Here is a 2,737-nt window from a genome sequence, read left to right on the forward strand (position 1 = left end):
GATGCGCACCTTGAGCGTGCCGTCTGGATTGACGGCCGTCACGGTCCCCGTGCGCCACGTCGGGCGCCACGTCTCCACACCGGTGGCAAGCGCGGCATCGACGAATAGCACGTCGGCAGGTAGTGCGCGGGCATCGTGCACGCAAGGTGCGGCGCTGGAAATCTCAGTAATCACCGCGCGTCCCGAGACGGTCGCAACCGTGACCGCGTTTTCCTCCGAGCCGGTCGGATCCTCAGGGACTTCGCCCACCAGGATCTCCTCGTTGTACTGCGCAGACCACGCCGTTGCGGTATCGGCGCTTGCCTGCACGCCTAGCAGTTCATTGAGCCGGCGTGTGGCCGCGGTACGTTTGGCGCGCTCCCAGGTAATGGCAATCATCGCATCCTGCAGCGGCGCGAGCGCCTCGATCGCCGCCGCCTGGGCCTCTGCGATCACGGGCGCCCACTGCGCTTGGCATGCTTGCAGGTGAGCGACGATGGCGTCCTGGCAGAGTCGATCGACGGCGGCGAGTGCGTTGTCCCGGTCTCGCTCGGCTGCGTCCCTGCACGCCTCGCGCGCATCGTCACAGGCGTCCTGACAATCGCCGTCGCCGATGTCGCACGCAAACAGGCAATCGTTCCACGCGTCGTCGCACTCGGCGCGAGCGGCCGAATAAGCGGCGTTGGCCTCCGCGATCTTGGCATTGCGGCATTGAAGCTCGGTGTAAGACTCGCGGCACTCGGTATACCCAGCCATCGCCGCGCCGAGCGCGGCCATCGCCGCGTCATAGACCTCGCGCCGCGCCGTCTCGTGCTTTCGCAGCTCCTCAAGCACACGATCGATGCCCTCGATCTCGACGCGCCGCGCCTCGATCAGAGCCGCCAGTAATGGCGTCCGTCTGGGGATCGCGACGGTATAGCGCGACTCGCCTTGGTTTTCGGTAACGTAGCCGATGGGCATTAGGCCATGTCCGAAAGCGTGGCGACTTCCATCTGAGCGGACAGCCCGGTTCCCGAGACCGACACGCTCCACGTCACCACGCCAGCTGTGAAAAACGACCCCTCGAATTGGATCGTATCGCCGGGGCGAATCCCCGCGCGAGGCTCGATCCTCAGGCGTTGCTCGCCGTCGAACGTGCTGTACTGGTACAGGGCGCGCGAGACGCGATAGGTCGCGAGCGGCGTTGCGGCACGGCTGGCATTGCCGCTGATGGTGATCGCCTGGTTATTCGGCCCGCGGTCCGCGCGGATATCGCCGAGCGAGCCGCGCATCAGCTCTTCGGTGACGCCGTCCGTGTCCGCCCAGATGACGATCTGGCCATTCGGCCGTTCGGTGATGAAGTCGATGTACGCGAGCGATGGAATGATGATCTGGTAGTAGCTCGCCGTGTCGCGGCGATGGCGGACCTGAAACGAGCGGATCGGCAGCACGGCATCGGTGCGGCCGTCGGGCGCCCCCGTGAGCATGCAGCGGTAGAGCGTGACGCCGCTCTGGATCTCCGCAGCAGCCGGGGGCGATGAGCGCACGAGCGCGCGGGGGACGCCAAGCAAGCCAGTGGCCAGGAACGCAACGGCCGGGCTTGCGTAAGCGGTCGCGGATCCAACCCCGAGCAACCCAGGGGCGAGAAAGGCGGCGGATGGCTTCACATACCCGGACACCGCCGCGACCCCGAGCAGCCCATCGACAGGCGCGATCTCGGGATAGTCCGGCTCGGGTGCTACCGTATCCGCGGCGCCGAGCGAAAGGGAGCCGATCGGCGAGAACCCAGGGACCAGTGCCCCGCCGCCCTCGCTTGTCGATGCCGCGGAGGAGCCGGACCCGATCGGCGAGAGACCGGGAAAGATCACGATCAGGTCGCCGTGAAGTTGCGGAAGCGGTAGCCGGCCCTGTCATCGTAGGGAGCAAAAAGCCCGAGCCCGGTAATGTCGCCGGTCTGCCCGGTGACGGTCCCGCTCACGGTGTTCCAGCCCTCCGCCACGGATCCGCCCGCGTACTGCTCTAGGTATCCTCCGCCGTAGGTGAGCACAAACCCGGCCCCCGTCGATGCATCGGTCAGGTCGGCGCCAACAGGGACGAACACGTCGACGCTGAACGTCGTCGGGGTGAGTGCGGCATTCTCGGCACTCGGATCCAGCCATCCGTTGTTGGCGTCGGCGATGATCCGCCATGTACCGAGGAACGCATCCCACTCGACCTCTGCCGGGTCGTTCTGCACGGTCCACGCGGGCGGAGCATCGGGATAGTCTGGCGCGGTGTAGTCGAAGCCGCGCAGCATGCCGTCGGTCACGACCGCCGTGACCTCGACCAGTGCGTCGGCGGCGATCGCGGATCCCGAGGCGTCCTCTGGAACGGTCTCGGTTAGGGTGCCGGCGTCATCGTAAGTCGCTTGCCAAACCTCCCACTTCGCAGCGTCGCTCACGGCGCGGATCGACAGGCCGACGGTATCGGCATCAGCCAGGCGGTCGGCTGCAAGCGCCGCGGCGAACGTCCGCATGCCGGGGAGCGCTTGCCCTGACAGGGTAATCACGCCGGGAGCGTAGGTTCCGATCTCGCCGGTTCGGTTGGGGAATCTCAGTGCCATGTCTTCGTCCTTAGATAATCGATCCGGCGGGCGGGGCGATCTCGACCAGCAACACGTCGACGAGATTGCCGCCGAGAATATTCAGCGTGTTGAGCACGGCATATCCCGCCACGGCAGACGAACCAGCTTGGCAGGGCAGCTCGACATGAGGATCGCCGTCCCCGTCGCACACCTGCA

The 2,737-nt window shown here is 66.5% G+C and carries 3 protein-coding genes; all 3 read right to left on the minus strand.

Features of this window, described 5'->3' with window-relative positions; genetic code table 11:
• A partial coding sequence (locus GPT33_RS18580; protein WP_296812081.1) for a hypothetical protein occupies positions 1 to 939 on the minus strand: 939 nt, incomplete at its 3' end.
• Positions 939 to 1,826, minus strand: coding sequence for a hypothetical protein (locus tag GPT33_RS18585; protein ID WP_296812084.1), 888 nt, complete (start codon positions 1,824 to 1,826; stop codon positions 939 to 941). The genes GPT33_RS18580 and GPT33_RS18585, both read right to left, overlap by 1 nt.
• Positions 1,827 to 1,828: 2 nt before the next feature.
• Complete coding sequence (locus tag GPT33_RS18590) at positions 1,829 to 2,560, minus strand: hypothetical protein (protein WP_296812087.1); 732 nt, start codon at positions 2,558 to 2,560, stop codon at positions 1,829 to 1,831.
• Positions 2,561 to 2,737 lie beyond the last annotated feature (177 nt).

Source organism: Thiocapsa sp. (assembly GCF_011390875.1).
Taxonomy (GTDB): Bacteria; Pseudomonadota; Gammaproteobacteria; order Chromatiales; family Chromatiaceae; genus Thiocapsa.

Excerpts from the sequence above, each read along its gene's own strand:
- GPT33_RS18590 (WP_296812087.1), bottom strand. The coding sequence starts at position 2,560 with ATGGCACTGAGATTCCCCAACCGAACCGGCGAGATCGGAACCTACGCT.